Annotated in this window: 21 protein-coding genes; 14 read left to right on the top strand and 7 right to left on the bottom strand. The window is 60.6% G+C overall.

The genetic code is table 11. The annotated features are described in order from the left end of the window. The first annotated feature begins 14 nt into the window (after window positions 1-14). Genes H9C73_RS00800 through H9C73_RS00770 form a run of 7 tightly spaced genes read left to right on the top strand, consistent with a single transcriptional unit; the run spans window position 15 to window position 6,886 of the window. Window positions 15-1,652, top strand: a complete 1,638-nt coding sequence (locus H9C73_RS00800; protein WP_209285868.1) for a phosphotransferase family protein — start codon at window positions 15-17, stop codon at window positions 1,650-1,652. After that, a complete protein-coding gene (locus H9C73_RS00795; RefSeq protein ID WP_209285867.1) occupies window positions 1,645-2,541 on the top strand; it encodes a GAK system ATP-grasp enzyme in 897 nt (298 codons plus the stop codon). The genes H9C73_RS00800 and H9C73_RS00795 overlap by 8 nt, the downstream gene beginning before the upstream one ends. After that, on the top strand, window positions 2,535-3,638 hold the full coding sequence (locus H9C73_RS00790; RefSeq protein ID WP_209285866.1) for an HprK-related kinase B: 1,104 nt from the start codon (window positions 2,535-2,537) through the stop codon (window positions 3,636-3,638). The genes H9C73_RS00795 and H9C73_RS00790 overlap by 7 nt, the downstream gene beginning before the upstream one ends. Continuing rightward, the gene (locus tag H9C73_RS00785; RefSeq protein WP_209285865.1) at window positions 3,631-4,587 is read left to right on the top strand and encodes a histidine phosphatase family protein; all 957 of its coding nucleotides are present in this window, start codon (window positions 3,631-3,633) and stop codon (window positions 4,585-4,587) included. The genes H9C73_RS00790 and H9C73_RS00785 overlap by 8 nt, the downstream gene beginning before the upstream one ends. After that, the gene (locus H9C73_RS00780) at window positions 4,580-5,263 is read left to right on the top strand and encodes a histidine phosphatase family protein (protein ID WP_209285864.1); all 684 of its coding nucleotides are present in this window, start codon (window positions 4,580-4,582) and stop codon (window positions 5,261-5,263) included. Before H9C73_RS00785 ends, H9C73_RS00780 begins: the two co-directional genes overlap by 8 nt. A 26-nt stretch (window positions 5,264-5,289) precedes the next feature. After that, window positions 5,290-6,612, top strand: coding sequence for a metallophosphoesterase (locus H9C73_RS00775; RefSeq protein ID WP_209285863.1), 1,323 nt, complete (start codon window positions 5,290-5,292; stop codon window positions 6,610-6,612). Between the two features lie 10 nt (window positions 6,613-6,622). Continuing rightward, window positions 6,623-6,886 carry an amphi-Trp domain-containing protein gene (locus H9C73_RS00770; protein ID WP_209285862.1) on the top strand — a complete coding sequence of 88 codons (264 nt, stop codon included), beginning with the start codon at window positions 6,623-6,625 and terminating at the stop codon, window positions 6,884-6,886. A 2-nt stretch (window positions 6,887-6,888) separates the two neighbouring features. On the opposite strand, the gene H9C73_RS00765 is transcribed toward H9C73_RS00770, so the two are convergent. Further along, complete coding sequence (locus H9C73_RS00765; RefSeq protein WP_209285861.1) at window positions 6,889-7,773, bottom strand: LysR family transcriptional regulator; 885 nt, start codon at window positions 7,771-7,773, stop codon at window positions 6,889-6,891. A gap of 137 nt (window positions 7,774-7,910) precedes the next feature. On the opposite strand from H9C73_RS00765, the gene H9C73_RS00760 reads away from it, so the two are divergent. Continuing rightward, window positions 7,911-9,026 (top strand): S-(hydroxymethyl)glutathione dehydrogenase/class III alcohol dehydrogenase, encoded by a 1,116-nt coding sequence (locus H9C73_RS00760; protein ID WP_209285860.1) that lies wholly within the window; start codon window positions 7,911-7,913, stop codon window positions 9,024-9,026. Window positions 9,027-9,407: 381 nt separating this feature from the next. After that, a complete protein-coding gene (fghA, locus tag H9C73_RS00755; protein WP_209285859.1) occupies window positions 9,408-10,259 on the top strand; it encodes an S-formylglutathione hydrolase in 852 nt (283 codons plus the stop codon). A gap of 64 nt (window positions 10,260-10,323) precedes the next feature. Here the strand turns inward: fghA and H9C73_RS00750 are convergent, their stop codons facing one another. Together H9C73_RS00750 and H9C73_RS00745 are read right to left on the bottom strand one after the other, a co-directional pair. Next, the gene (locus tag H9C73_RS00750) at window positions 10,324-10,800 is read right to left on the bottom strand and encodes a peroxiredoxin (protein ID WP_209285858.1); all 477 of its coding nucleotides are present in this window, start codon (window positions 10,798-10,800) and stop codon (window positions 10,324-10,326) included. A 69-nt stretch (window positions 10,801-10,869) separates the two neighbouring features. Continuing rightward, window positions 10,870-11,256 (bottom strand): YacL family protein, encoded by a 387-nt coding sequence (locus H9C73_RS00745; RefSeq protein WP_209285857.1) that lies wholly within the window; start codon window positions 11,254-11,256, stop codon window positions 10,870-10,872. 71 nt (window positions 11,257-11,327) lie between these two features. Between H9C73_RS00745 and H9C73_RS00740 the strand changes: the two genes are divergently transcribed. Both H9C73_RS00740 and H9C73_RS00735 read left to right on the top strand, forming a co-directional pair. Next, entirely contained in the window at window positions 11,328-12,671 is a 1,344-nt protein-coding gene (locus tag H9C73_RS00740; RefSeq protein ID WP_209285856.1) for an ABC1 kinase family protein, read from the top strand. Then, window positions 12,668-13,429: an SDR family NAD(P)-dependent oxidoreductase gene (locus H9C73_RS00735; protein WP_209285855.1), complete on the top strand. Its 762-nt coding sequence runs from the start codon at window positions 12,668-12,670 to the stop codon at window positions 13,427-13,429. Before H9C73_RS00740 ends, H9C73_RS00735 begins: the two co-directional genes overlap by 4 nt. On the opposite strand, the gene H9C73_RS00730 is transcribed toward H9C73_RS00735, so the two are convergent. After that, complete coding sequence (locus H9C73_RS00730; protein WP_236013992.1) at window positions 13,430-13,834, bottom strand: 3D domain-containing protein; 405 nt, start codon at window positions 13,832-13,834, stop codon at window positions 13,430-13,432. A gap of 83 nt (window positions 13,835-13,917) precedes the next feature. Between H9C73_RS00730 and H9C73_RS00725 the strand changes: the two genes are divergently transcribed. Continuing rightward, window positions 13,918-14,580, top strand: a complete 663-nt coding sequence (locus H9C73_RS00725; RefSeq protein WP_328797911.1) for a 2OG-Fe(II) oxygenase — start codon at window positions 13,918-13,920, stop codon at window positions 14,578-14,580. A 3-nt stretch (window positions 14,581-14,583) separates the two neighbouring features. On the opposite strand, the gene H9C73_RS00720 is transcribed toward H9C73_RS00725, so the two are convergent. Next, the gene (locus H9C73_RS00720; RefSeq protein WP_209285853.1) at window positions 14,584-15,576 is read right to left on the bottom strand and encodes a serine/threonine protein kinase; all 993 of its coding nucleotides are present in this window, start codon (window positions 15,574-15,576) and stop codon (window positions 14,584-14,586) included. A 405-nt stretch (window positions 15,577-15,981) separates the two neighbouring features. Between H9C73_RS00720 and H9C73_RS00715 the strand changes: the two genes are divergently transcribed. After that, on the top strand, window positions 15,982-17,865 hold the full coding sequence (locus H9C73_RS00715) for a methyl-accepting chemotaxis protein (protein ID WP_209285852.1): 1,884 nt from the start codon (window positions 15,982-15,984) through the stop codon (window positions 17,863-17,865). On the opposite strand, the gene gcvA is transcribed toward H9C73_RS00715, so the two are convergent. Beyond that, complete coding sequence (gcvA, locus tag H9C73_RS00710; RefSeq protein ID WP_209285969.1) at window positions 17,855-18,781, bottom strand: transcriptional regulator GcvA; 927 nt, start codon at window positions 18,779-18,781, stop codon at window positions 17,855-17,857. The genes H9C73_RS00715 and gcvA overlap by 11 nt on opposite strands. A gap of 127 nt (window positions 18,782-18,908) precedes the next feature. Between gcvA and H9C73_RS00705 the strand changes: the two genes are divergently transcribed. Next, window positions 18,909-19,094, top strand: a complete 186-nt coding sequence (locus tag H9C73_RS00705; protein WP_209285851.1) for an RSP_7527 family protein — start codon at window positions 18,909-18,911, stop codon at window positions 19,092-19,094. A 38-nt stretch (window positions 19,095-19,132) separates the two neighbouring features. Here H9C73_RS00705 and H9C73_RS00700 read toward each other — a convergent pair whose 3' ends face one another. Beyond that, complete coding sequence (locus H9C73_RS00700) at window positions 19,133-20,515, bottom strand: HD-GYP domain-containing protein (protein WP_328797910.1); 1,383 nt, start codon at window positions 20,513-20,515, stop codon at window positions 19,133-19,135. Between the last annotated feature and the right edge of the window lie 17 nt (window positions 20,516-20,532).

Below are 20,532 nucleotides of genomic sequence, written 5' to 3'. Positions count from 1 at the left end.
GGCAGCCGGCATCCATGAGTGCGTTGAGTCAGATCATACAGGAAAACCTCCATTTTCTGGTGAGCGAGGTCGACACCCAGCTCCAGCAACTGGCGCACTTTTTCCGCGCCCCGGCGATGGGCCCTCTGGCCACACTGGAATCACGCCGTGGCTATGTCAGTAACCTGCGCATGCGCGTACAACGCGGCACCGTGCGCTCGCTCAGTCGCAGCCGCAAGCCGGTGCAGCAGGAAGTGCGCATGCGGGCGGTGGATAATCTGGCCCAGGCACTGGAACACCTGACCGATGCGGCCCGCGGCTGCATGCGCGAATTTGCCCGGCACGCCGACAAGGAACTGCCCACGCCCCCCAAGCGCAAACAGTTCCGTCGCCTGGTGAAACGCATCATCTCTGCGCTGGAACTGATCGAGCCCGGCCTGTTCGAGGCGGATACCCACGCGGCGGTGCGTCTGAAGCAGCGCAGCGACCGCATGCTGAAAACCTGCGAAACACTGCAACGGGAACTGCTCATCAAGTCTTCGACGGAGGAGCCGGCCCGGCTGCTGTCGTCCCTGTTTGCCTGTTTCTCCCTGCGCCAGATGGTACTGGCGCTGGAGCAGATGGCCGAGGCGATTCTGTCCGCCAACCTGGGGCAGAGCGTAAACCTGTCCAACCTGTCGCACATCCGACAGGCCGCCGCCGAGCTGCAAAAACCGCTCAAGAAACTGGATATCAGTACGCTGGCCGAAACCCGCTCCGGCAGCGCCATTGCCGGCATTCGCAAGAACGGCTCCAGCCGCTATCTGGCGATCTACAAGGAAGGTGACCCCGGCAAGGTAGTCGAGGAAGTGCAGGGCGTGGAAAGCTGGCACGAGATCTATCCCGGCCTGGCACCCCGCATCCTCGCGCACTCCGAGAAGGATGGCTCGGCCTCCATGCTGATCGAACATCTGCCGGGGCAGACGCTTGAGTCCCTGCTGTTTGCCGACGACGAGCAGCTGTTGGAGCAGGCCAGCCGTCAGCTGATGCGGACCCTGCGCTCTATCTGGCGCGAAACCCGCAACAAGACACCGGAGCCGGCGCAATTCATGCGCCAGCTCGACAAGCGTCTGCCGGCCATACTGTCGGTGCACCCGGAGTTTGATCGCCCGGCCCGGCAGATCTGCGGCGAAACGCTGCCCTCGTTGCAGTCACTGGTCAACCAGACGGCAGAAGTGGAAGCGCGCTGCCCGCCGCCCTTTTCGGTCTATATCCACGGGGATTTCAATGTGGATAACATCATCTACGACCCGACCGAAAAGCGGATTTTCTTTATCGACCTGCACCGCTCACGCTATCTGGACTACTGTCAGGACATCTCGGTACTGATGGTGTCCATCTACCGCTTACAGATTCTGGAGCCCGAACGCCGGCGCCGCCTTATGGCCGTGGCCCGTGCCCTGTTCACGGCCTGTCGCCGCTTTGCCCGCCAGCAGCAGGATGACACCTTTGATCTGCGTCTGGCGATCGGTCTGGCACGCTCCTTTATCACCTCAACCCGATTCATCTTCGACAAGTCTCTGGCCGGACGCATGTATCTGCGCGCGCTCTACCTGATGGAACAGATCAGCGCGACCAGGCCCGGCAAGGAAACCCGTTTCAAACTGCCCCTGAAGGAGTTGTTCCTTGAGTAATCTGCGTATTGGCGTGGTCGGTGTCCCCGGCAAATGGTCTACCGAAGCCCTGGCCGACGCTCTTGAAACCAGCACCGGCTTCCGGCTGGTGATCGATATGGCCCAGGTGGAACTGCAACTGGACACTGGACGCCTGCTGTATCAAGGCACCGACCTCACCGAGCTGGATGGCCTAGTGGTGAAAAAGATCAGCGAGGTCTACACCCCGGCGACGCTGGACCGCATTGAACTGCTGCGCCGTGCCGAGCAGGCGGGTGTGCGCGTATTCAGCCCCTGCCGCAGTCTGCTGCAGTTGATTGACCGCCTCAGTGGCACACAAAGCCTGTCCGGTGCCGGTATCCCCCTGCCGCCGACGCGCGTGACCGAATCGCTGTCGGCTGCACAAACCGCCGTGGAAGATTTTGGCAGCGCCGTACTCAAGCCGCTCTATTCCACCAAGGCACGCGGCATGACGCTGCTGGACGTCCGTGATGCCGACCTGAAAGCCCGGCTTGAGGCTTTTGCAGCCGACAATCCCATGCTCTACATTCAGAAGAAACTCGACCTGTCCGGGCGAGACCTGGGCATGGTATTCGTGGGCGGCAACTACCTCTGTACCTACGCTCGGGTGGGCAGCGGCGATGCCTGGAATACCACCATTCACAGTGGCGGTCGCTACGAAGCCTTTGAGCCGGACGCGGCATTGATCGAGTTGGGCCAACGTGCGCAAGGCTGTTTTGAACTCGACTTCACCACCGTGGATATTGCGCTGACCGATGAGGGCCCCGTGGTATTTGAAGTCTCGGCCTTTGGCGGCTTCCGTGGTGCGCTGGAAGGTTGTGGGATCGATGCAGCCGCCGCCTACCGGGACTGGATTCTGCACACGCTGGAACAGGAGCAGGCATGCTGAACAACCCGCTCGACACTCAGGCACTGGAAGCCGCCAAGGCCCAATGTACTGCAGCCTTCCAGCTGCGACTGGAAGACTTCCGGCTGCAGGTCAACAGTAACAGTCCTGCGCTGATCGACGCCCTGCGCCACTACTATCGCAGTTATCCACAGCCCTCAGAGACACACACCAGGCCGCAGGTTCAGATCTGGATGCTGGATCAGCCGGCCATCAAACCGGATCTGGACTGGCGTGACTGGCCACGCGAAACCGGCAAGAGCGGTCTCAAGGAAGCGGTGGTCGATCTGCCCCACGGCCAGCGCCTGATTCGCAAGGTCAAGACCGGCATGCTGATGCTGCAGCGCCAGCAGGATCCGGTTCTGATCGGACCGGCGCAGGAACATCTGGCGCAGGCGGTCAACTTTATCAACAACCAGCATATCAACCACCTGCAACAACAGGGCGGCCTGATCTGCCACGCGGCGGCCCTGTCCGTGGGCGGGCGCGGGGTAGCGGTGGCGGCCAGCTCCGGCGGTGGCAAATCGACCCTGATGCTGCGCCTGATGGAGCTGCCCGAAGCGCGCTTTATCACCAACGACCGGTTGTTCGTGTCTCCCACCGCGACCGGACTGACAGGCACCGGCGTGGCCAAACTGCCTCGGGTGAACCCGGGGACGCTGCTGCACAACCCGCGCCTGCGCCCGATTCTAAGCCCGGCCCGTCAGGCCGAATTTGGCGCGCTCACACCCGAAGCGCTCTGGGAGCTGGAATTCAAATCCGACGTGCCGGTGGAAGACTACTATGGCCCCGGCAGCCTGGTGCTCAGCGCTCCGCTGCACGACCTCATCCTGCTCAACTGGTCTCCGGCCAGCGATGAACCCTGCCAGATCCAGCCAGTCAACCTCGAGGCGCGCAGCGACCTGCTGCCCGGCATCATGAAATCCCCGGGCGCCTTCTATCAGAATGCGGCGGGCGAGTTTCTGTCGGCCCCCACCCTGCCGCCGGAAGCCGACTATCGGGAGCGGCTCAGCCGTCTGAATGTGTATGAGGCCAGTGGCCGTGCCGACTTTGACCATCTGGTCCACTGGTATGCACGGGAGGGACTGACGCATGGCTGAACTGCTGCTGCTTCGACACGGCAAGGCCGAAGCCGCTCACCCACAGGGCGACTATCCGCGCACACTGAAAACCCGTGGCAAACGGGACGCTCAGCGGATCGGCCACTGGCTCGAGCGTCAGGGCCTGAAGCCGGACTGCATTATCAGCTCCGGCGCCGAGCGCGCCCGCCTGACCGCCGAGAAATGTGCCAAGGTGATGGGCATTCCCGCCCCGCGCATTCAGTTCGACGACAGCCTCTATCTCGCCACACCGGAGCAGATGTGGAACAGCCTGCAGCCTCTGCTGAAACGCTGTCAGCGCGCTCTGCTGGTGGCACACAATCCGGGGCTGGAACAGTTGCTGCAGCAGTTGCTGGAAGAGCCACTCGCCATTCCCGAAGACGGCAAGCTGATGCCCACCGCGACCCTCGCCCACCTGAGTGCCGAGCAGAGCCTGGCACCGGGCTGCTGGCAGCTGCAACAACTGGTGCGCCCCCGCAGCCTGCCACAGAAGTTTGATGTGCAGTTCAACGGCCAAACCCTTTGGCGCGACCGCCCCGCCTACTACTACACCCAGTCCGGTGTGCTGGCATACCGGCTTGAGCAGGGCACGCTGCAGCTGCTCATGTTCCGCAGCGTCAACAACCCACGCTGGAAGCTGGCCAAGGGGATCGTTGAGCCGGGCCTGAGCGCGGCCGAATCGGCCGAGAAGGAAGCACTGGAGGAGATGGGCATTCGCGGCGAGATCGACCCCGTTCCACTGGGCGATATCAGGCATGCCAAGTGGGGTGGGGAGTGTCGCATCACCCTGTTCCCACTCAAGGTGACGGCGGCCCCGGCAGACGACAAGTGGTGGCATGACAGCCGCCTGTGTCAGTGGATCAGCCCGGAAGACGCCGCCCGGCACAGCAACTTTACCGGGCTTGAGCCGTTGATTCAGGCCCTGCAGGAGCGCCTGCACCATGAATAGACTGTTCGCCCTCATTCGCCACGGTGACTACCAGCAGCGCCCCGATACACCGAGCGCGCTGCAACCCTATCCCTTGACCGAATCAGGTGCCGCCGAGGCGCGTGAGCAGGCGCGGCGCTGGGGTGACTGGCTGGATCGGGAGGATATTCTACTCAGCCCCGAGGTGCACTGTTCAACCTTGCTGCGTGCCTGGGAGACTGCACAGATCTTTATGGACGAGCTGGCTGATTATTTCCCCTCGGCCCCGCGGCTGACCAGCGTATCGGACCTGTGTGAACGCCGCCTGGGCTCCGCCGCCAACCTGACCATCGGCGAGATCGAGCAGATCCTGGCCCGGGACCCGCGCTTTGACGCGCCACCCGCCGACTGGAAGTCCAACAGCCACTACCGTTTGCCACTGGAAGGGGCCGAATCCCTGCTGGAGGCCGGTGCCCGTGTGGCCGGACATTTGCGCCTCTGTGCGGCCAGTGAAACACCCGGCCTGCAGCTGCTGTTCGGACACGGCGCCGCCTTTCGCCACGCGGCCTATCATCTGAATGTCATACAATTCGACGATATTAGGCGGTTAAGCATGTACCACGCCCGGCCCGTGGTGCTGGAACAGAACCCGCTGTCCGGCTGGCGCCACCACAGTGGCGACTGGAAACAGCGCCAAACCACCGAACGCCCCGACTGAACAGGGCGTTGCTGCCCGAGGATGCCATGCCGCGCCCCGCTCTGCCCACCATCAAGTCCCGCCCCGAGCACGCCGACATTCGTGCCCGACTGCCACTCACCTGCTGTGACTGGCCGCTGGAAAAGGGATCGGCCGACAGCAGCCTGCGCAATCTAACCAGCCCCTCGGCGAATTTGCAGCTGGATGACGACTGGCACTGGCCCAGGCGACCGGTGATCTTCATCTCCGATCCGCACGCCGATCCACAGGCATTCGAGGCCTCGCTGGTGGCCAGTGGTGGCGTGAAGCTCAAGGACACCGCAGGCAGCGGTCACTTCACGTTGACCAAGGCAGGCCGCAAGGCCGAGTTCATTATCGGGGGTGACTGCCTCGACAAGGGACCGAGCAATCTGCAGATGCTGCGCAGCCTCAAGCGGCTGTATGACACCGGCGCCAGCGTCACGCTGCTGGCCGGCAACCATGATCTGCGCCTGATGATGGGCCTGAGATCCATGCAGCAAAAGCGCCACACCGGCAATGCGCACCTGTTCGCCCGCATGGGCAAGAAGGTGATCCCGCTGTTTCGCGAGGTACTGGATGCCGAGCCCGGTCGGAACTGGCTCAAGGGCGTTCCTGATGCCGACACCTGCCGCAAACGACTGTTGCCCGGTGAAGACTGGTTCGAGCGTTTTCCCGACCATGCCCGCGGCATTCTGACCGAAGCCGGCATCGCCCGGGAGTTGAAAAAGATGCGCAGCAAGGCGGACAGCTTCGAGCGTCACTGTGAAGCCGCCGGCATGGATATCCGTACCGTCTACGCCGTGGCCCGGCATTGTCAGAAGCTGTTTCTGAAGCCCAGGGGCGAGTTCTACTGGTTCTTCAAACGCATGCAACTGGTGCGCAAGCGAGGCTCTTTTCTGTTTCTGCATGCGGGGCTGGATGATGCCATGGGAGCACTGATCGCCCGGCGCGGCCTAAAAACGGTCAACAAGCGCTTTCGCAAGGCACTTAAGGGGGATCTGTTCAGCTTCTACTACAGCTCGCTGGCCAACACCTTCAGGACCAAATACCGTGCCGCCGACCTGCCACTGACCGAGGCCGGTGTCGAAGCCGTTCAGAGCAGCGGTATCCGCGCACTGGTGCACGGCCATATCAATCGCACCCGCGGACAGCGGCTGGCACTGCAGCAGGGGCTGCTGCACCTGGAAGCGGATATTACGCTGGACCGGCACTCACGCAGGCAGGAGGGCTTGCGTGGCGTGGGCTGTGGTGCCACGATCATTCATCCCAAGCGGCATATCCTCGGCATCAGTAACGATTACCCGTTCGCCAAGGTGTTCCGCCCCGAGACGTTCAACGCGGCGAGGTAGTAGATCCGACATGCCATCCAAAAACGAATTCGTGCATGAGTCCTATCAGGACGGCAAGTCCATTCAGGGGCTCCTGAAGGCCATCGCACGCGGCCTGGGCAAGGGCAAGCTGGAATTCAGTGACGGCGACCAGACCCTGGAGCTGACGCCGGGAGGCCTGCTGCACCTGAAGGTATCCGCCAGTGAGGACGAAACCCGCCATCAGCTCAGCATCCGCATTCGCTGGGAGGAGCACCCGCGCGAGCCCTCGGAAAAGCTGCTGGATGTGAAGTAGCCCTACCAGGGCAACCCCTTGGCAAAACGTTCCAGCAGGAAATCACATAGCAGCTGCAGCTTGGGCGAACGCTGCCGTGCCTGTGGATATACCAGCCAGACACCGCTGAACGGATAGCGGTACTGCTCCAGCATGGAGACCAGTTCCCCCCGCGCCAGCGCCGGCTCCACGTAGTAGTCCGGCAACTGCGCGATCCCCAGCCCCTTGCGCACCGCATCCAGCAGCGCCGGCCCCGAGTTGGAGCGCCAGTTGCCACTTACTTTCAATTCCCGCCGCTGTCCATTGTCGCTGAACAGCCAGGTCGTATTCGATCCCTGCAGGCAGTTGTGTCGGCTCAGCTCGGACAGGGTATGCGGCATGGGGTGACGGGACAGATACTCGGGGCTGGCACAGAGGTACTCGCGCCGGTCACACAGTCGCCGCGCCAGCAGTGAGGAGTCCTTGAGCGTGCCCATCCGCACGGCCAGATCGTAGCCTTCGCTGATCAGGTCAGTCTGGCGATTGGTCAGATGCAGATCCAGATGGATGCGGGGGTACTTCAGCACAAAGTCATTGAGTTGCGGTGCCAGAAAACGCTCGCCAAAGGTGGTGGCACAGGTCACCCTCAGCGTCCCCGAGGGTTCCGCCTGGTACCCCGCCAGCGACTCTTCTGCCGCCGCGAAGCCCTGCAGCAGATCACGGCAGTGCTGATGGTAACGCTCACCGGCTTCACTGAGGCGGAACTTGCGGGTGGTACGGTACAGCAGCGGTGTGTTCAGCTCCGCCTCCAGACGCGCCACCAGCCGGCTCACATGCGAGGGGGAGACCTTCAGCTTCTGTGCCGCCGCCGAAAAACTGCCCTGCTGCACCACTTCCACAAAGGCTTCTATCGCTTCCCAGTTTCGCATGTCGCTCTCCGCACTCCCGGTTGCCCTCTATATGCCAGAATTATTGCTGCTGAGCAAAAATGCTTTTCGATTGGTGCCATTATCACAGTGCCATTCCGGGACTAGACTGCATCCATCAACGAAACAGGAGATGCAAGATGAAATCACGCGCTGCCGTTGCCTGGAAAGCAGGCGACCCGCTCACAATCGAAGAAGTGGATGTTCAGGGCCCCAAGGCGGGCGAGGTACTGGTGCGCATCGTTGCCACCGGCGTCTGCCATACCGATGCCTTCACCCTGTCCGGCGCTGATCCGGAAGGCATTTTCCCCTCGATTCTGGGCCATGAAGGTGCCGGTGTGGTGGAAGAAGTCGGCCCCGGCGTGACCACGCTGAAACCGGGCGATCACGTGATCCCGCTCTATACCGCCGAGTGCGGCAAGTGCAAGTTCTGCCTCTCCGGCAAGACCAACCTGTGTCAGGCCGTACGTGCGACTCAGGGCCAGGGCCTGATGCCGGACGGCACCAGCCGCTTCTCGCTGAACGGCGAAACCCTCTACCACTACATGGGCACCTCCACCTTCTCCGAGTACACCGTGGTACCGGAAATTTCGCTGGCGAAGATCCACGTGGATGCGCCGCTGGAGAAAGTCTGCCTGCTGGGCTGTGGCATCACTACCGGTATCGGGGCGGTGAAAAATACCGCCAAGGTTGAGCCGGGCTCCACCGTGGCCGTATTCGGCCTCGGCGGCATCGGTTTGTCGGTCATTCAGGGCGCCCGCATGGTCGGAGCCGAACGCATCATCGCCATCGACATCAATGAAGACAAGTTCGAGATGGCACGTCAGTTTGGCGCCACCGACTGCATCAATCCGAAGGACTATTCCGACCCGATCCAGCAGGTGATCGTCGACATGACCGACGGCGGTGTGGATTACTCCTTCGAGTGTATCGGCAACGTACAGGTGATGCGTCAGGCACTGGAGTGCTGCCACAAGGGCTGGGGTGAGTCGATCATCATCGGCGTGGCCGGTGCGGGTGAAGAGATCTCGACCCGTCCGTTCCAGCTGGTCACCGGCCGTGTCTGGAAAGGCTCTGCCTTCGGTGGCGTGAAAGGCCGCAGCCAGCTGCCGGGCTACGTTGAGGACTACATGAACGGCAAGATCGAGATCGATCCGTTCATCACCCACACCATGGGCCTTGAGGATATCAACAAGGCGTTCGACCTGATGCACGAAGGCAAGAGCATCCGCTCGGTGATTCTGTTCGATCAGTGATTTGGCGGCGATTCTGGTGGTGCCCTTGGCCGTGGTCACCTCATCTGTCTGACACGCCGTAAACCCATCCATGGGGGCTCCCTGCCGCCATCCCTGGCGGCAGAGGGTCAGCCAGACGAGGCCACCCCGTCCATCGATAGTCTGTGCCAGCCCTGCATTACTGAAGATGGGAAGTGGATAGCAGGTTCAAGTCTCACGTCGGATCTGGCACAGAACTGACGAGCGTGGAGGCGATGCTGTTGATCGACCGCTGGCGCCAGGGATGGCGCCACCGAGCGTCCAGGGACGGATTTACCGCGTGTCGAGCGACAGTGTCGCCTCCAAAGCCCGCACCAATCGACATACTCGATCAGAACGCATACCTAACTCAGGAGACCACTCATGTCACAACAAGCCCCCGAGCTGATCGCCAGTAACAAATGCTTCGATGGTTGGCTCAAGCGCTACAAACACACTTCAACCGCCACCGGTACGGAGATGATCTTTGCCATCTACCTGCCGCCACAGGCGCAAACCCAACCGGTGCCGGTGCTCTACTGGCTGTCGGGCCTCACATGTACCGATGAGAATTTCATGCAGAAAGCCGGTGCACAACGGATCGCCGCCGAGCTGGGCATGGCCATCGTGGCGCCGGACACCAGCCCGCGCGGCACCGACCTGCCCGGTGAGCACGACAGCTACGACTTCGGCTCCGGAGCCGGTTTCTACGTTAACGCCACCCAGGCCCCCTGGTCCGCACACTATCGCATGTATGACTACGTGACCGACGAACTGCCGGCACTGATCGAACAGCACTTCCCGGTCACCCGCCAGCGCGCCATCAGCGGCCACTCCATGGGCGGACACGGCGCCCTGATCTGCGCCCTGAAAAACCCGGGCCGTTATGCGTCCGTTTCAGCCTTTGCGCCGATCAGCAACCCGATGAACTGCCCTTGGGGTGAAAAGGCCCTGACCGGCTACTTGGGCGAAGACCGCGCCAGCTGGAGCGCCTGGGACAGCTGTGAGCTGATCGCCAACGCCACCGAGAAACTGCCCCTGCTGGTGGATCAGGGCGAGGCCGATGACTTTTTGCAGACGCAGCTCAAGCCCGAGGCGCTCAAAGCGGCGTGCGAGGCAGCCGGTCATCCGCTGGAGCTGCGTCTTCAGCCGGGCTACGACCACAGCTACTTCTTCATCGCCAGCTTTATCGAAGACCACCTGCGTCATCATGCGCGGGCACTGGACCTGAGCTGACGCCCATAAAAAACGCCGACCTGCCTGCACAGGTCGGCGTTCTTACTAACCGAAGGGTCGGCGCTTAGAGTGCCGCCAGAATGGTCTCGGCGCTGCTCTTGTCGATACCCTTCTCGTCGATATTCAGCAGCTCGACCTTGCCGTCATTCACGATCATGGCGTAACGCTGGCTGCGCACACCGAACTGAACGGCGCTCAGGTCCTGATCCAGTCCCAGTGCCTTGGCAAAATCACCCATGCCGTCTGCCAGCATGATGATCTCGTCCGCATTCTGATCCTTGCCCCAGGCGTCCATCACGAACACATCATTGACCGCCGTACAGATGATGCTGTCGACGCCCTTGGACTTGATTTCGTCAGCCTTGACCACGAAGCCCGGCAGGTGTGTCAGGGAGCAGCCCGGCGTAAATGCGCCCGGTACGGCAAACAAAACCACCTTCTTGCCTGCGAACAGGTCAGCCGTATTGACGGGTTCCGGGCCTTCGGCACCCATGACGCGCAACTCTACATTGGGGATGGTTTCACCGATCTGAATGCTCATGATCTGCTCTCCGTTACACTATAGCTGAGTGAATTACTCGGAATTCTAGCAGTGAATTCCCGTCACTGCCTAGCCGCAATCCCGAATATAATCCATCCAACCCTGCAGCAGCTCGATAAAGTCGTCCAGACCGGCCTCGGCTTCCGCATCGGACCAGCCAAACCCCTCATCCAGCAGCGATGCTTCATCCTCGGCATGCAGCCAGACCCGAGCACTGTCGGTATCCAGCTGCAGGCTCAGCTCCCGCCCATGCCATACATGCTGTCCCCGGCGCGTCTGCTGTATCGACAGCGCCTGCTTAAGCAGCGCCTCAGCCTGTGCCAGATCCGCGCCCAACGCCTCACCCAGCCAGCGCCCGAACAGTGCCTGCTCCAATTCCACAATGGCTTCTGGCTGACCGTACAGGTCCTGCCGAAACTCGTACTCCATCGCTGCGATACCACCTTGCTGATACATCCAAACCACACACCTGTGCGTAAGCTGCATCATACCTCAGACAGACCCGGGCCGGATGCTCAGGAGACCGAATGAACTCAGCCGATAACAAGCCAAGACGTGCAGCCGCAGTGCCCAGCAGCCGTATTTCGCGGATGGCCAGCCTGACCGGACTGGCCGGCAGGGTCGCGGGCAACCTGGTCACGGAGAGCAGCAAGCACTGGCTGCGCGGCCAACGCCCCGTGATGTCCGAGCTGCTGCTCAGCCGCAGGAACCTGGAACAGGTGGCTGACAAACTGGCTCGCATGCGCGGAGCGGCGATGAAACTGGGTCAGTTGATCTCCATGGACTCCGGTGCCCTGCTGCCACCGGAACTGGCTGCCGTACTGGAGCGTCTGCGCGATGATGCCGTCATCATGCCGGCCGCCCAGCTGGTGGACGTGCTGGAACAGAACTGGGGCCAGGATTGGGATCGGCGTCTGGCCCAGTTCAGTTTCGAGCCGGTGGCCGCCGCCTCCATCGGTCAGGTGCACAGGGGCCGAACCCACGCGGGGCGTGAGCTGGCGATCAAGATTCAGTACCCCGGGGTCCGTCGCAGCATCGACAGTGATATCGACAACGTGGTTTCACTGCTGCGCCTGAGCGGCCTGCTGCCACGAGATCTGGATATCGATGCGCTGGTTGAGGAAGCCAAGCACCAGCTGCGGCTGGAGACCGATTACCTGCATGAGCAGCAAGCACTGCTGAGCTATGCCGACGCGCTGACACAGTTCCGCCACCGTGCCGCACTGGCCCTGCCCGGCGTCGATATCGAGCTGTCCACCGAACAGATGCTGTGCATGGATTTTCTCGACGGCATCAGCCTGACCGATGCCGCCGATCGGCAACCGGGTCTGCAACACCACATTCCGGCGCTGCTGCTGGAGCTGTTCTTCTGTGAGCTGTTCCAGCTGCGCACTGTGCAAACCGACCCCAACCCGGCCAACTACCAGTACAACCTGGAGCAGGACAGGCTGGTACTGCTGGATTTTGGTGCTGTACGCCATTTTTCCGCCGAGTTCGTCAGTCAGTACGGCCGGGCAATCTGTGCCGCAACGGATCAGGATGCAGCGGCACTGGGTGCGGCACTGGAACAGCTGGGCTTCTTCGGCCAACGTCACGACGCCGCCAACCGCCAGGTGGTGCTGGATATCTTCATGGAAGCCACCGAGCCCCTGCGCACGCCCGGCCCCTACGATTTCGGCACCTCTGACCTGGCCCAGCGCATCCATGCGCAAGGCATGGCGATCAGCAGCAACCCCGAGGCCTGGCATACACCGCCAGCGGATGTCCTGTTCCTGCATCGCAAGATGGGCGGGTTGTACATGCTCGCCGCACGGCTGGGGGCACAGGTCGATGTGCATACCATCTTCAACCACTACCGGGAGGCTTTATGAGCCTGCTGACCGCCTTTGAGGCCCCCGTCTGTGTGGTGCTGGTCGGTGCCAGCGGCGGGATCGGCCGTGCAGTGCTGGACTGTCTGCTCAACGATACCCAGGTCAGCCGGGTGTACACCCTGTCACGCACCCGGCCCGCGGATGCCGAAGCCTTGCAGGCCCGGCATGGCGACCGGCTCAGGCTGGGGCAGATAGATCTGACTGACGAAGCCAGTATCGCTGCGGCCGCACGGCAGCTGTCGGATGAGAGTCCTCAACTGGTGCTGACAACCACGGGGATGCTGCATACCGAGGATCAACAGCCGGAAAAAAGCTGGCGGGCACTGACACCGGACTATTTCCATCAGCAGATGCAGATTAACGCCCTGGGCCCAGCGCTGCTGGCCAAGCATCTGATTCCGCTGCTGCCCAAAGACAGGCGGGCCCTGTTTGCGGCACTGTCGGCTCGCGTTGGCAGTATCGGGGATAACCGGCTGGGTGGCTGGTACAGTTATCGTGCCAGCAAGGCGGCGCTCAACATGCTGCTGCGCTGTACCGCTATCGAAGCCAAACGGCGCTGGCCACAACTGGTGGTCGCCGGGCTGCACCCGGGCACCGTGGATACGCCGCTGTCACAGCCGTTTCAGGCCCGCGTCCCCGAAGGCAAGCTGTTTACGCCGACATTCGCGGCCGAATCCCTGTTGCGGGTGCTCGATGGTCTGACGCCGGAGCAGAGCGGCCAGGTCTTCGCCTGGGACGGCCAGCGCATCGAGCCCTGACTAGCCTTCAGTGGGTTGGGGCGTCCAGCGAATCTTCACTTCACGCACGCCCCACTCGCGGGCGGCTTCCACGTCCTTCCCCATGTAGATATCAATCTTGCGGGTCCAGCGCTTGTTCATCTTGTCCAGCACGCGGTACTTGCCCGGCAGACCTTCAATTTCGATCAGCGTGTTATGGGTCAGCCCCTGCCTGATCAGATCCCGTGAAACGGCCACGGCTTTCATGCCGGGTTTGAGCCGGTCACCCCAGGCTGCCAGCGTTGGATTGTCATTGGTTTGCGCAACCACTGAATTGTAGGCCGATGCCTTGACCGTCATCTGCTTCTCGCCAACAGCACTTTCGGTACACCCCAACAGTGAAAGGGGGATACTGAGGATCAGGCACTTACAGAAAGAAGATGACATTTATCACCTGTTTGCTTGAATTTTTGCTGACATTAGACGCTATTCACAGTATACAGTCATCTTCCAACAAGGAGGATGCATGCGTGTATTCACCCCCCGAGCTCGAACTCGACCTCACCTCCAGCCTGTATGACCGAATCGCTGATGAACTGGTCGAAAACGGCTATCTGATTCTGCCATCCGCGCTGCCGGAGAGCCTGTTACAGGACCTCTACCAGCATGTACGCGCACAGGACGATGACGCCTTTCACCGGGCCGGCATTGGCCGTGATCAGGACCACCAGCTGCACGGGCGCATTCGCCGTGATCAGATCCGCTGGCTGAACCGTCAGCATCCGGCCGAAACAGCCTATCTGGACTGGATGGAAGGGCTTCGCGAGGGCCTGAACCGCCGTCTGTTCATGGGGTTGTTTGATTACGAAGCCCACTTCGCCCACTACCCGGCAGGGGCATTTTATGCACGCCATCTGGATGCCTTTCGGGGGCAAACCAACCGCGTTCTGACCACCGTGCTCTACCTCAACCCTCAATGGGACGAGACACAGGGCGGCGAACTGCTGATCTGGCCCGAGCCGGACAGCGACGCAACCATCGCAACAGTGGTGCCGCGCATGGGCACGCTTGTGATCTTCCTCAGCGAGCGTTTCCCGCATGAAGTGCTGCCGGCCAAGACCGACCGTTTCAGCATCGCCGGCTGGTTCCGCGTCAATGCCAGCATCAACAACCAGCTCGACCCGCCGCGTTAACCCCTACAGCAGCGTCAGTGGCGGCTCCTGCATGGCCGCCAGCTGCTCGCGCAACTGCAGGATGTGCTCACCCCAGTACCGTTCCGTATTGAACCAGGTGAAGCTGCGTGGAAACGCCGGGTCGTCCCAGCGGCGCGCCAGCCAGGCACTGTAGTGCAACATGCGCAGCGTACGCAGGGCTTCCACCAGATGCAGCTCGCGCGGGTCGAACTCGGCAAACTCCGTATAGCCCTCGATAACCTCGGACAGCTGTAGTTGTTGCTGCTGGCGATCATCACCGGTCAGCAACATCCAGAGATCCTGTACGGCAGGCGCCATGCGCGCATCATCGAAATCGACAAAGTTGGGCGTATCGTCGCGCCAGAGAATATTGCCGCCGTGGCAGTCTCCGTGCACGCGGATTGAGCGGATATCCCTCGCTGCCCGGTAACAGACCTCGATACCGCTTAACAGGTCCTCTGCCAGACTGGTGTACGCATCTCGCAGTGAGGACGGAATAAAGTCACGCGCAATCAGCTCAATACTGTCGATACCGTAGGACCGGATATCCAGTGCTGGCCGTTCCGTGAATGGCCGAGTCTGCCCGACCAGATGAAAGCGCCCCAGGGTCTGCCCCAGACGAAACAGATGATCGGGGTCGGCCAGCTCGGGCGCGCGCCCGCCACGTCGTGGATAGAGCGCAAAGCGGTAGTCCTTGAAATGCAGCAGGCTCTCGCCGGACTCGGACCGGATCGGCGCCACCACCGGCAGCTCCTGCTCCGCCAGCTCATAACAGAACTGGTGCTCTTCCAGAATCTGCGCATCACTCCAGCGCCCCGGGCGGTAAAACTTGGCAATCAGCGGCGTATCGTCTTCAAGGCCCACCTGATAGACGCGGTTTTCATAACTGTTCAGTTCCAGAAAGCGGCCATCACACCAATACCCCAGTGATTCGACGGCATCGATCACGGTATCGGGGGTCAGCTGATAAAAGGGCTGGCTGTTAGTCGTCGACATGCTTCACCTGTGCACAAAAGATGTGCCCATTCTATTCTTGCCCACCCGCCTGACTCCAATGTTTTACGCAGAATGACATGCCCGGGCGCTCCGACATTCAATGAACATATTAACCAACTGTCACTTTTTTCACACACCTCTGTCGGCATGGGTGTCACTGTGATACAAATTAGACTTTAGACGTATGCCCGCCCGACCGGTGCGCAATCACTGCAGACTTTGTCTAACGGCCGAGAATCGACCATCCTTGATATCAGGTGCCGAAAGGACAGTCACAGCCCGTTGAATGTACCGGGTTGGCTACGTATTTGCGCAGATGGGCGCATTAAACTTTACTGAAAGCTCAGGTCACGCCAAGGAAGGTCCCGCCTGCATCCACAAAACGGATTAAAAGGGGTTCCACACATGAAGGTTGCTCATAAAGTCGCGCTGGCGGCTTCATTGGTGGTGGTGATTGCATTCACTGCTTTCTCGCTGTTCCAGTACAACTCGGTGCGCAATGCGCTGTACAACACGGCCGCCGATAATGTTCGCGAGTCTGCCAATACGCTCAGTCACGAAATCAGCTATTGGCTCAATGCCCGACTGGGTCTAATTGATTTGATGGCACAGACCATCGACCAGGACTTCAGCATGGATACCATTGAGCTGGTGTTCTCCTCCCAGGTATTGAAGGAAAATTTCCTTCTGGTTTTTGGTGGTCTGGACACTGATGGCGCACCCATCACCAATGACCCAAGCTGGAACCCGGAAGGCTGGGATGCTCGAAAGCGCCCCTGGTACCCCTATGCCCGTAACAACGACCAGGCCGTGTTGACCGACCCCTATGCCGATGCAGCCACCGGCGAAATCCTGATTTCGGCCGTCACCAACCTGACTGATAAGGGTGAATTTAAAGGCGCGTTTGGTGGCGACATCAGCCTTAAGGTAATTGCCGATACGCTGAACCAGGTCAATTTCAACAACACCGGCTACACCTTCCTGATCGACCGGGACGGCAAGATCATCAGCCACCCGGATGCGAAGCTGAACGGCAAAACGTTCAACACCCTGATCGACAACCAGACCATGCCGCAGCTCTCCAATACTCTGCAACCTGTCAGCATCGGTGGCAACGAACACCTGACCGCCTTTACGCCGGTCGAAAATCTGCCGGGCAGCGACTGGCTGATCGGTGTCATGCTGGACAAGAGCAAGGTGATGGCTGAAGCCAATCAGTTCGGCATGTGGGCCATCGTCGGTGCGGTACTCAGCACCCTGTTGAGTTGCGCCGTGCTCTATCTGCTGATGCAGCGCATCCTCAAGCCGCTTGGCACACTCAGCACCACGCTGAATGAAATCAGCCAGGGCGGAGGCGATCTGACCAAACGCCTGAACCTGAACACCAAGGACGAATTCGGTGTGCTGGCCGGCGCCTTCGACAGCTTTATCGACTACCTGCAGGAGCTGATCTCCGAGATCAAGCGCGAGGCGGATATCATGCAAGGCAAAGCGGGGGATACCGCCGACTCGGCGTCCACCTCTACCTCCTACATTCGCCAGCAGCTGAGTGAACTGGACCAACTGGCCACCGCCATGCATGAAATGTCTGCCACGGCTCAGGAAGTGGCCCAGAGCGCCCAAACCACTGCCGAAGCGGCGCGCCAGGCTGACAGCTCGGCACAGGACGGCGCTCAGGTGGTCGATGAGACACGCCATGCCATCGATACGCTGGTCACCGACATGAACAAGGCGATGGAGAACATCACCCAGCTGACCCACTACAGCAACAACATCGAGTCTATCCTGACCACCATCGTGGATATCTCGGAGCAGACCAACCTGCTCGCCCTTAACGCGGCCATTGAGGCAGCACGCGCCGGGGATCTGGGCCGTGGCTTCGCGGTGGTGGCCGATGAGGTCCGGGCACTGGCGTCACGTACCCAGCAGTCCACGACCGAGATTCGCGGCATGATCGAGCAGCTTCAGCAAGGGGTTGCAACGGCGGAGTCCAGCATTCGTGACAACACGGATCGTGCGCTGGAAACCCAGAGTCACGCCAATACTGCCAGCGAATCTCTGGCCAGCATCCGTGACAGCATTCAGTCCATCAACGAAATGACGGTGCAGATTGCGACCGCGGCGGAAGAGCAGAGCTCCACCACCGAGGAGATCAACCGCAACACCACCAATATTCGGGATCTGAGTCAGCAGGTGTCGGAAGCAGCCGAAGAACAGACCGGCCTGTGTCACACCATGAACGAGCTGAGCCAGAAGCAGAGCCAGCAGTTGGGCCGCTTCAAGGTGTAGCGGCCGGGGTGGCCCCGCTCGGCGGGGCCATGTCCTGCTGCATCTCTGCCAGAATCCAGTCACGAAACGCCTCCATGCCATAGGTCAGGGGGCGTTTTTCCTGATACACCAGATAAAAGCCCTTGGGCTTGTCCAGCGTGATATCAAAGGGCACTACCAGCTGTCCGGACTCCAGCTCTCGCTGCACCAGCGCCTTGTCTGCCAGGGCGATGCCGATCCCCTCTATCGCCGCCGATACCGCCAGTGCCGTACTGGAGAACGACATGGTACGGGTCAGGCCCGTAGCGCGAACACCAAGCTGCCGCAGTACCTGTGACCACTCCTGCCGTCGGCCGCTCACGTGAATCAGCGTTTTCTGCAACAGGTCTTCCGGTCGGCTCAGACCGGTCGGGCCTTCCATCAGGCGTGGGCTGCACACCGGCGTTGAGGCCAGATGGCGCAGAAAATGAATATCCACACCGCTCCAGTTGCCCTCCCCGTAATACACGGCCATGTCCGTGTCCGAGTGCACAAAGTCGATATAACCGGTGGTCGCACTGAAGCGCAGCTCCACATCCGGATACTGCTCCTGAAAGCGGCTGATCCTGGGCACCAGCCAGCGCGACAGAAACGCGGGCGCCACGCTGATATTAACGGCGCTGAGGTTGGGTGATGTCATCAGTCGGCGTGTAGCACTCTCGACCTCGTCCAGCGCCAGCTGGATGGAGGGCAGATAACGCTCACCGGCTGCGGTCAGACTCACCTGCCGCCGCTCCCGGCGGAACAGTTTCAAACCTAAAAATTCTTCAAGCGACTTGATCTGGTGACTGATGGCAGACGGGGTAACGCACAGCTCATCGGCCGCCTCATTAAAGCTTTGCAGGCGGGCTGCAGACTCGAAGCTGCGCAGGGCATTAAGCGGCGGTAAACGGCGAATGGCGGTGCTCTCCGGACTGTTTAGTTTTTTTCAACTATAGCCTGAAAATGAATCCTTTGTCGTCCGTTCGATTAGACCTTAGTATTAGCTCCGAAATCAACAGCCAATTAAGGAGCTCTACTCTAAAATGTCCGACTACAACCGCATGGTAATGACACAGCAAGGTATGGTAGACGTGGATTACTATGTTGAACAGGCGCGCCGCGAACGCGCTGAAATGCTGGCCAACGCCCTCAAGTCCATGTACAAGAACGTGGTCAGCCTGCTGAAACCGCGCCGCCCGCTGGCAGGTGCATCAGCTCTGGTACACTGAGTAGACGCCGGGACAGAGCCTTTTGGTTCTGTCCCTCCTCAGGCACCCAACACTGTATCCTCACCCTGTAGTTCCAGCCGTTCAAGTGCACGCTTGAGTGCTTCCAGACACCGACTGTCCAGCGCCGTATTCAGGCTTTCTTCCATGATGGACAACGCCTTGGGGACGGGTATCGCCCCTCGATAGGGACGCTCTGCCGTGATGGCATCGAAGATGTCGGCGGTTGTGATGATGCGCGTATCCAGTGAAATTTCGTCAGCTGTCAGCCCGCGTGGATAGCCTTTTCCGTCCAGCCTTTCATGGTGTGCGCCTGCCGTTCTCGCCAATGCCGCAAAAGCCGCTATGCGCCCCAGAATGTCCTCGGTAAAACCCGCGTGCTGCTGAACCTGCGCCCACTCCTCATCATCAAGTTTGCCGGGCTTGTCCAGAATACTGTTACTCACGCCCAGTTTTCCGACATCGTGCAATAAGGCTCCACGACGAAGCCACCGCCTGCGTGCCGGCTCCAGCCCCAGGTCATCCGAGATCATGTCAGTGTACAAAGCCACACGTTCACTATGACCGGCCGTATAGGGGCTTTTGGCATCCACAACCTGACCAAAGGCAGCCGCCACACGATCAAGGTAATCATCATCTACCTCGATACGATGACTCCTGGGTGACAGGGACAGCACCTGCGCCTGCAAATGATCACTGGAAAGCGTTTCCCAGAAGCCGGGCTGAATGGCGGCGGTATCCAAGGCAGCCACCAAAGCAGGATCAAACCATTGGCCGCTGCGGGCGCGTGCTTCTTTCAGAGCTGCCTCTGGACCGGCCGCAGTATGAAAGACATCCACCACCTGGGCGAGGAGAGCAATGCGTGAATACAGCGGAATGGCTTCACTCTCCAGCCCTTCAGGTCGCCCGCGACCGGACCAGTGCTCATCCAGACTGTGAATGCCCTGAGCCACTGCCTCACTGAAGCCAAGATCACGCGCAATGGCGGCACCACGCTCACACCGCGTGGTAATCATCTCATCCGCAAATCGCTCGCCTTCACGTGTTACCTTCAGCAGCCGACGCACACGATTGGCCATGCTTTCATTGCGCCCGGTGTGCTGAAGCATGAAACGAACCACCTGCCCCAGGCTGCCATCCACCCATTTGAAATCACGCTTGAAGCTCAAATCATCGGCACCGTACAGTTCGCAAATGCGAGCTGCATTGCTGCTACACCCCAAATCCTTGAGCAACAGAGTGTAATAGAGCTCCCAGCACTCCTCTTCACTCAGCGAGAGCTGTTCGCTCAGGTGCATGCCAATCCAGCAGCACCGCATACAATGGCCCGGTGGCTGCCCCTCGGTCATATCCAGCGCGTGCGACAGGGCACTGATCAGCTCGGAGAGATGTACACCTTGATCCGTATCGGTTTGCCAACGCACTATTAAGCCCCTCGCAA

Origin of the sequence: Marinobacterium alkalitolerans (genome assembly GCF_017776525.1) — a bacterium.
GTDB classification, from domain to species: Bacteria; Pseudomonadota; Gammaproteobacteria; order Pseudomonadales; family Balneatricaceae; genus Marinobacterium; species Marinobacterium alkalitolerans.
Note: the sequence above shows the minus strand (reverse complement) of the source record. Positions and strands in the feature narration are given on the sequence as shown.

What these genes read in the sequence shown, in the direction of transcription:
- H9C73_RS00770 (WP_209285862.1), top strand. Translation starts at nt 6,623, where the DNA reads ATGCCATCCAAAAACGAATTCGTGCATGAGTCCTATCAGGACGGCAAG.
- H9C73_RS00730 (WP_236013992.1), bottom strand. Translation starts at nt 13,834, where the DNA reads ATGTCATCTTCTTTCTGTAAGTGCCTGATCCTCAGTATCCCCCTTTCA.
- fghA (WP_209285859.1), top strand. Translation starts at nt 9,408, where the DNA reads ATGTCACAACAAGCCCCCGAGCTGATCGCCAGTAACAAATGCTTCGAT.
- H9C73_RS00780 (WP_209285864.1), top strand. Translation starts at nt 4,580, where the DNA reads ATGAATAGACTGTTCGCCCTCATTCGCCACGGTGACTACCAGCAGCGC.
- H9C73_RS00775 (WP_209285863.1), top strand. Translation starts at nt 5,290, where the DNA reads ATGCCGCGCCCCGCTCTGCCCACCATCAAGTCCCGCCCCGAGCACGCC.
- H9C73_RS00765 (WP_209285861.1), bottom strand. Translation starts at nt 7,773, where the DNA reads ATGCGAAACTGGGAAGCGATAGAAGCCTTTGTGGAAGTGGTGCAGCAG.
- H9C73_RS00750 (WP_209285858.1), bottom strand. Translation starts at nt 10,800, where the DNA reads ATGAGCATTCAGATCGGTGAAACCATCCCCAATGTAGAGTTGCGCGTC.
- H9C73_RS00740 (WP_209285856.1), top strand. Translation starts at nt 11,328, where the DNA reads ATGAACTCAGCCGATAACAAGCCAAGACGTGCAGCCGCAGTGCCCAGC.
- H9C73_RS00760 (WP_209285860.1), top strand. Translation starts at nt 7,911, where the DNA reads ATGAAATCACGCGCTGCCGTTGCCTGGAAAGCAGGCGACCCGCTCACA.
- H9C73_RS00790 (WP_209285866.1), top strand. Translation starts at nt 2,535, where the DNA reads ATGCTGAACAACCCGCTCGACACTCAGGCACTGGAAGCCGCCAAGGCC.
- H9C73_RS00785 (WP_209285865.1), top strand. Translation starts at nt 3,631, where the DNA reads ATGGCTGAACTGCTGCTGCTTCGACACGGCAAGGCCGAAGCCGCTCAC.
- H9C73_RS00705 (WP_209285851.1), top strand. Translation starts at nt 18,909, where the DNA reads ATGTCCGACTACAACCGCATGGTAATGACACAGCAAGGTATGGTAGAC.
- H9C73_RS00715 (WP_209285852.1), top strand. Translation starts at nt 15,982, where the DNA reads ATGAAGGTTGCTCATAAAGTCGCGCTGGCGGCTTCATTGGTGGTGGTG.
- H9C73_RS00745 (WP_209285857.1), bottom strand. Translation starts at nt 11,256, where the DNA reads ATGTATCAGCAAGGTGGTATCGCAGCGATGGAGTACGAGTTTCGGCAG.
- H9C73_RS00720 (WP_209285853.1), bottom strand. Translation starts at nt 15,576, where the DNA reads ATGTCGACGACTAACAGCCAGCCCTTTTATCAGCTGACCCCCGATACC.
- H9C73_RS00735 (WP_209285855.1), top strand. Translation starts at nt 12,668, where the DNA reads ATGAGCCTGCTGACCGCCTTTGAGGCCCCCGTCTGTGTGGTGCTGGTC.
- H9C73_RS00800 (WP_209285868.1), top strand. Translation starts at nt 15, where the DNA reads ATGAGTGCGTTGAGTCAGATCATACAGGAAAACCTCCATTTTCTGGTG.